The organism is Scytonema sp. UIC 10036 (genome assembly GCF_009725235.1).
On sequence record NZ_WJFC01000175.1, the window covers coordinates 22222 to 28642 of the forward strand.

Annotated in this window: 5 protein-coding genes; 4 read left to right on the forward strand and 1 reads right to left on the reverse strand. The window is 42.7% G+C overall.

Annotated features, from left to right (window positions below):
• Nucleotides 1-19: 19 nt before the first annotated feature.
• A complete protein-coding gene (locus tag F7734_RS46945) occupies nucleotides 20-1726 on the reverse strand; it encodes a CSLREA domain-containing protein (RefSeq protein WP_155751188.1) in 1707 nt (568 codons plus the stop codon).
• Nucleotides 1727-2316: 590 nt separating this feature from the next.
• On the opposite strand from F7734_RS46945, the gene F7734_RS46950 reads away from it, so the two are divergent.
• The 4 genes from F7734_RS46950 (at nucleotide 2317) to ctaD (ending at nucleotide 6255) form a co-directional block, all read left to right on the forward strand.
• A complete protein-coding gene (locus F7734_RS46950) occupies nucleotides 2317-2817 on the forward strand; it encodes a DUF2231 domain-containing protein (protein WP_155751189.1) in 501 nt (166 codons plus the stop codon).
• Nucleotides 2814-3419, forward strand: coding sequence for a DUF2231 domain-containing protein (locus tag F7734_RS46955; protein WP_155751190.1), 606 nt, complete (start codon nucleotides 2814-2816; stop codon nucleotides 3417-3419). The genes F7734_RS46950 and F7734_RS46955 overlap by 4 nt, the downstream gene beginning before the upstream one ends.
• 105 nt (nucleotides 3420-3524) lie before the next feature.
• Nucleotides 3525-4445, forward strand: coding sequence for a cytochrome c oxidase subunit II (locus tag F7734_RS46960; protein ID WP_155751191.1), 921 nt, complete (start codon nucleotides 3525-3527; stop codon nucleotides 4443-4445).
• 148 nt (nucleotides 4446-4593) lie between these two features.
• Complete coding sequence (gene ctaD / locus F7734_RS46965) at nucleotides 4594-6255, forward strand: cytochrome c oxidase subunit I (protein ID WP_155751192.1); 1662 nt, start codon at nucleotides 4594-4596, stop codon at nucleotides 6253-6255.
• Nucleotides 6256-6421: the final 166 nt, after the last annotated feature.

Consider the following 6421-nt stretch of genomic DNA (forward strand, 5'->3'; position numbering starts at 1 on the left):
CTCATAAAGATGATTAGAGTCAGGCGAATTCAAACGCCCCAATATCGGCTCTACCATTGATGACACGAGGAAACCCACGTTGATCGGTTATGGGATCGGTCTCCTGCAAGGTTGGGTCTGCGACATCAATTGCCGGACTATCAACAAGTAGGGCTACTGTCTGCGTGGAACCACCATTAAAGTCCAAAGAAGCTAAACGAGGATCGATCGGGTGGTCACTTGTACCCACTATGTCTCCTGTGACTCCAAATCCAGAACTGCCAGTGCTGTCACCAATCAGGTTATAGCCAAAGCTTGTGAAACTGCCAGCCACATCGGGGTTAACACCGTCTGTACTTAAGAGGTTGGAGGCGATAATTGTGTTTCGTGCGCTGGCAAAACCATTAGCATCATTGAACACGCCTCCACCATTGGCGGCTAGATTTTGGGTAACGGTACTAAATACTAGAGTCAGTGTGCCATTGTTATAGATGCCGCCACCCCGACTGCTTGTTCTGTTGTTACTGATGGTGCTGTTGCTCACCGTCAGACTGCCATTGTTATTGTTATAGATGCCGCCGCCACCACCCCTTACAAGCCCGGTGCCACTGGCATTGTTAGCGATCGTACTGTTGCTTACCGTCAAAATGCCATTATTATAAATGCCGCCACCAGCACCACTCAGACTGCCGCCAATGGAAGTATTGTCATTGATAGTACTGTTGCTCACCGTCAGAATACCATCGTTAAAGATGCCACCACCACTGTCCGCAAATCCACTAGTTAGCCTGTTGCTGCTGACGGTAGTGTGCAAGAGTGTCACTTTACCGCTAGCATTGTTGTAAATACCGCCGCCACTGCCACCTCTACCGCCTGAAGAGTTGCCGTTGAGGGTACTATTACTGAGTGTTATATTACCACCAACATTATAGATGCCGCCACCTCTACCCTCATTACCAGATGCGAACGAACGGTTATCATTGATGCTGCTATGGTTTACTATAACGACACCACCAGCATTGTGAATGCCACCGCCGCCGTTGCCTCCCAAACCTGATTCAGAGTTGTTACTGATAGTACTGTTGTTTACCGTTATAGTGCCTAGGTTGTAAATACCGCCGCCACCGCCAAGACCCATGCCTGATACGAAGTTGTTACTGATAGTACTGTTGTTTACCGTTATAGTGCCTAAGTTGTAAATGCCGCCGCCATACATAGCTTGGTGATTGCGAACGATGCTATTATCGATGATGAGGCTACCACTGTTGTTAATCCCACCGCCAAAACCATTCGGCAGATTACCTCTGCCATCGGCAATAATCAATCCATTCAAGGTCACTGTTGCTTCCGCCGCAATCTCAAACACACGTGAAGCTTGGTTACCGCTTACCGTCACCGAGTTTTCACCTGTCAAAGTATCCCGTGGGGCGACGATGCTCAAGTTCTGGGTGATGTCAAGTTCTCCTAAACTTAAGGTAATGGTCTGTGGACTCGCAAACAACGAGCTGTCAAATACAATCAAATCTCTGCTAGAATCAGCATTTGCTTGATTAATAGCTTCTCGTAGAGTTGTTAGTCCATCACTCTCATCCACCAAATCGGCAATACTGTTAACTGTAATAATGGCACCAGGATTTACCTGTAAAGTTCCAGTATTGAGTGGGTCAACTACATTGTCCCAACATATAGGTGTCGAAGGTGCAGAGAATGCAGAATGATAATCTGTGGTAGAGCCTGAGAAATCCATGCCAAATCTCGCTCCAATGCATTGGTGCTATATCTATTTTACATAAACTTCCCAGTCAGTAAATTTTTTTCTATCGGTGAGTAGATTTTTAAGGAGTGTCTGAAAATCCTATATTAATTCCTCTCGCCTTTTCAAAATTAGCGAATATTCAGTAACGATAGTTTCAAAATGATCTGCTCGTGAGACCCAATTATAACATAATAAAAAAAATCTAAAAATATCATGAGATACACAAAATTGATTAACATAAGTTTAAGATAGTTAACAGTGGTAAATACCTCTAAAGAAAGAGTTTACTACTAACTGATAAATTCATCCGGCATGGTGCTGCTATTTGGACAGGTGTTCAGTTCGCTCTAAGTTGTTATAGGAGTCAAAAGTTAGAAGTCAAAAGTAGGAATACTTATTTTTGAGTTAAGTCAGAACTTAAAAGACAAAAGTTACTTTTTGACTGTTTGACTGAAAATTTTGATTTAGGAGTGCCTTTATCTAAATAGTTAGTAGTTATTAGTTAGTGGTTAGTGGTGAGTAGAAAAAACCAATAACTACTACCCAATAACTACTAACCCCTAACCATTAAGGAGAATACCATGCTTGCGTATCTTCCACTTTTGAATGACCATAATTTACCGTATCCCGATACGATGCATCCCATCGTTGTCCACTTCGTAATTGCGATGGTGTTGTTTGCCTTCTTGTGTGATGTCGTTGGATACTTTACCCGCAACTATCGTCTTTTTGAGGTGAGTTGGTGGAATATGTTTTTCGCTACAATTTCCATCTTTGTCGCCATCATTTTTGGTCAGTTTGAAGCAGGTTTGGCAGAACCTTATAATGCAGCCAGATCGGTCTTGAATATACATACCATCATTGGTTGGTCGCTTTCTGGAATTCTTGCTGCCATCACAGCTTGGCGTTATGTGATTCGTGCTCGCACTCCACAAAAGGTGTCAATTTATTACCTAGCCGCAGCTTTAGTGTTGACTGTTTTAGTAAGCGTACAAGTATTTTTTGGAGATGAACTGGTATGGGTTTATGGGCTACATACTGTACCAGTTGTTGAAGCCATGAAGGAGGGCTTACTGCAATGAATCCTGAACTTATCGACCAATTAAAAACTCACCTTGGGGCAAATGGTTTACCCTATGCCATACCCATTCATCCAAACTTAGTCCATCTCACTCTAGGTTTGTTCATTCTTGGAGTTGCCTTTGATTTTATTGGTGTGTTGTTTCCACTACAAAAACCAATCTTCAAGTTTTTGGCAATTCCTGTCATACGTTCCAACTTTTTTGATGCTGGCTGGTATAATATGCTGGCTTCAGCAGTCATCACATTTTTTACGGTAGCAGCGGGTTTTTATGAAATCATGCTGGCAGAACCAGCTACCAATGTGAAAAGTGCTTGGGGATTGCAAGCAGTAGACACAATGCTTTGGCATGGTGTAGGTGGTGTTTTTCTTCTCTCACTGATTGTCGGCATGACAATTTGGAGAGGATTTCAGCGCTTTGTTTGGCGCAAAGACAATAGCCAAGAAGTGCAGTGGACATATTTGCTTTCCGGGCTCTTCTTGATGTCCCTCATGTACGTTCACGGCACACTAGGAGCACACTTAGCTGCTGAGTTTGGTGTACACAACACCGCCGATATGTTATTGCGATTGGGCAAAGATCCTAACTTACTTCTGAAGTAGCTAATGGCTAATAGCTAATAGCTAATGGCTAATAGAACAATTAACAATTAGCAATTAGCAATTAGCAATTAGCAATTAGCAATTCACCTCCACAGTTTTGTCACTATGAAAACCCGAAATATTTTGGTCCTGAGTGCGTGTGCTCTCGCCTTAACTGCTGCTAGTCTTTGGATAGGACAACAAGCATATTCCTGGCTACCTCCTCAAGCCGCAGCAGAATCGCGACTCTTTGATGAATTATTTAGCTTCTTAGTCACATTAGGAGCATTCATCTTCCTCGGAGTCACAAGCACACTAATGTATTCAGTTCTTTTCCATCAAGCCGGGAGGTATGATACAAGCGATGGTCCTCCCATTGAAGGAAACGTAACGTTAGAAGTTATTTGGACAGCAATTCCTGTATTGTTAGTATTTTGGATTGCTGGATACAGCTACCAAATTTATGAGCAAATGGGAATTCAAGGACCTACGGAGGCTGTTCACGTGCATATGCCAATGGGGATAGAATCAGCATATGCTGCACCAGCTAACAAGGACGCAAAAAATACAAGTGTGATACCAGTTGAAGACATTGAAGTCGATGCCAAACAGTGGGCTTGGGTTTTCCGGTATCCAGAAACAGGAGTCACCAGTACCGAACTGCATTTACCCGTAAATCATCGCATTCGTCTAGCGATGCGCTCAGAAGATGTTCTCCATGGCTTTTATATTCCTGCTTTTCGAGTCAAGCAAGATATTATTCCCCAACGCAAAATTGATTTTGAGTTTACACCTATTCGCCCAGGTAAATATAGCTTGACCGATTCCGAGTTTAGCGGTACTTACTTTGCAACTATGCAAGCAGATGTGGTAGTTGAATCCTTAGAAGACTACAAAAAGTGGCTTGCTTCTTCAGCAATGCAAAAACTATCTCCTGCAAAAAACCAAGCAGCATTTGAGTATGCTCAAGCACTAAAAGAGCCAGTAAAATCTGGTTGGGAAACAATAGCCCCCGCACAACCTCCACTAGTTAATTACAGCAATTAGTTAATAGCTAATGGCTAATGGCTAATGGCTAATGGCTAATAGAAGAACAATCAGCAATTAGCAATTAGCAATTAGCAATCAGCAATTAGCAATTAGCAATCAGCAATTAGCAATCAGCAATTAGCAATTAGCAATCAACAGGTACACAATGACAAATATTTCTGTAAACGATATCAGCGTGAGTGGTGAGAAATCTCACCATGAAGCAGCTGCATCAGATTGGAAGCGATATTTTAGCTTTAGTACTGACCATAAAGTCATTGGAATTCAGTACATTGTCACCGCCTTCTTCCTCTTTTTGATAGGTGGCATATTTGCAATGGTCATTCGTGGGGAATTGATTACTCCAGAATCAGACCTTATTGACCGGACTGTTTATAATGCCATGTTCACCATGCACGGTACGGTGATGCTGTTCGGTTGGACATTCCCAGTTTTGGCAGGTTTTGCTAACTATCTTGTTCCTTTGATGATTGGGGCGCAAGATATGGCGTTTCCACGATTGAATGCTGTTGCCTTTTGGATGGTACCAGTGGCGGCTATTCTCTTGATGGTGAGTTTTTTAGTGCCAGGTGGACCAGCACAAGCAGGTTGGTGGTCTTATCCTCCTATTAGTTTACAAAATCCCACCGGTCATCTCATCAATGGCGAGTTTATTTGGTTGTTGGCAGTAGCCGTGTCAGGTGTGTCCTCAATTATGGGGGCAGTTAACTTTGTCACCACAATTTTCAAGATGCGGGCACCAGGGATGACATTTTTCCGCATGCCTGTTTTTGTCTGGGCTGTATTAAGCGCTCAAATTATCCAACTGTTTGGATTGCCTGTGTTAACAGCAGGTGCGGTCATGCTCTTATTTGACTTAACAGTTGGAACTAGCTTTTTCAATCCAGTGAAGGGAGGCGATCCAATTCTTTTCCAACACTTCTTCTGGTTCTACTCCCATCCTGCTGTTTATGTCATCATCCTGCCAGTTTTCGGTATTTTTTCAGAAATCTTTCCAACTTTTTCTCGCAAACCCTTATTTGGTTACAAAGTTGTAGCGATTTCATCCCTTGTTATTGCTGGAGTTAGCGGTATAGTTTGGGTACACCATTTGTTTGTCAGTGGAACTCCTGCTTGGATGCGGTTGCTTTTCATGCTGACAACAATGTTTGTGTCTGTGCCAACTGGTATTAAAGTGTTTGCCTGGACTGCAACGATTTGGGGAGGTAAACTGCGGTTTGATACACCTATGCTGTTTGCGTTTGGTGCATTAATACTGTTTGTCTTTGCTGGTATTACTGGTATTACTCTTTCTTCAGTTCCAATTGATGTTCATGTCAACAATACATATTATGTAGTCGGTCACTTCCACTACGTACTGTATGGCACGGTAACCATGGGGTTATATGCAGCGATTTATTACTGGTTCCCTAAAATGACCGGACGTATGTACTATGAAGGCTGGGGTAAACTTCACTTCTGGCTTGCTTTCATTGGAACCAATCTCAACTTTTTCCCCATGCATCCATTAGGATTGCAAGGAATGCTGCGTCGAGTTTCTTCTTACGCTCCTGAGTATGAGATGTGGAACGAGATTGCTAGTATTGGAGCCTTTCTTTTAGGGATGTCTACGTTACCGTTCATTATCAATATGGTAGCTGCTTGGATGCACGGTCCAAAAGCGCCTAATAATCCTTGGAGAGCAATTGGATTGGAGTGGTTAGTATCTTCACCCCCTCCTGTAGAGAATTTTGAAGAACTTCCAATTGTGGTGTCTGAACCCTACGGCTACGGCAAATCCGAACCATTAGTTGCGAATCGTCAGTAGTTAATTGTTGGTTGTTGGTTGTTGGTTGTTGGTTGTTAGTTGTTGGTTGTTAGTTGTTGGTTGTTAGTTGTTAGTTGTTAATAATTCTTCTACTAACCACTAACCACTAACCACTAACCACTAACCACTAACCACTAACCACTAACCACTAACCACTAACCACTAA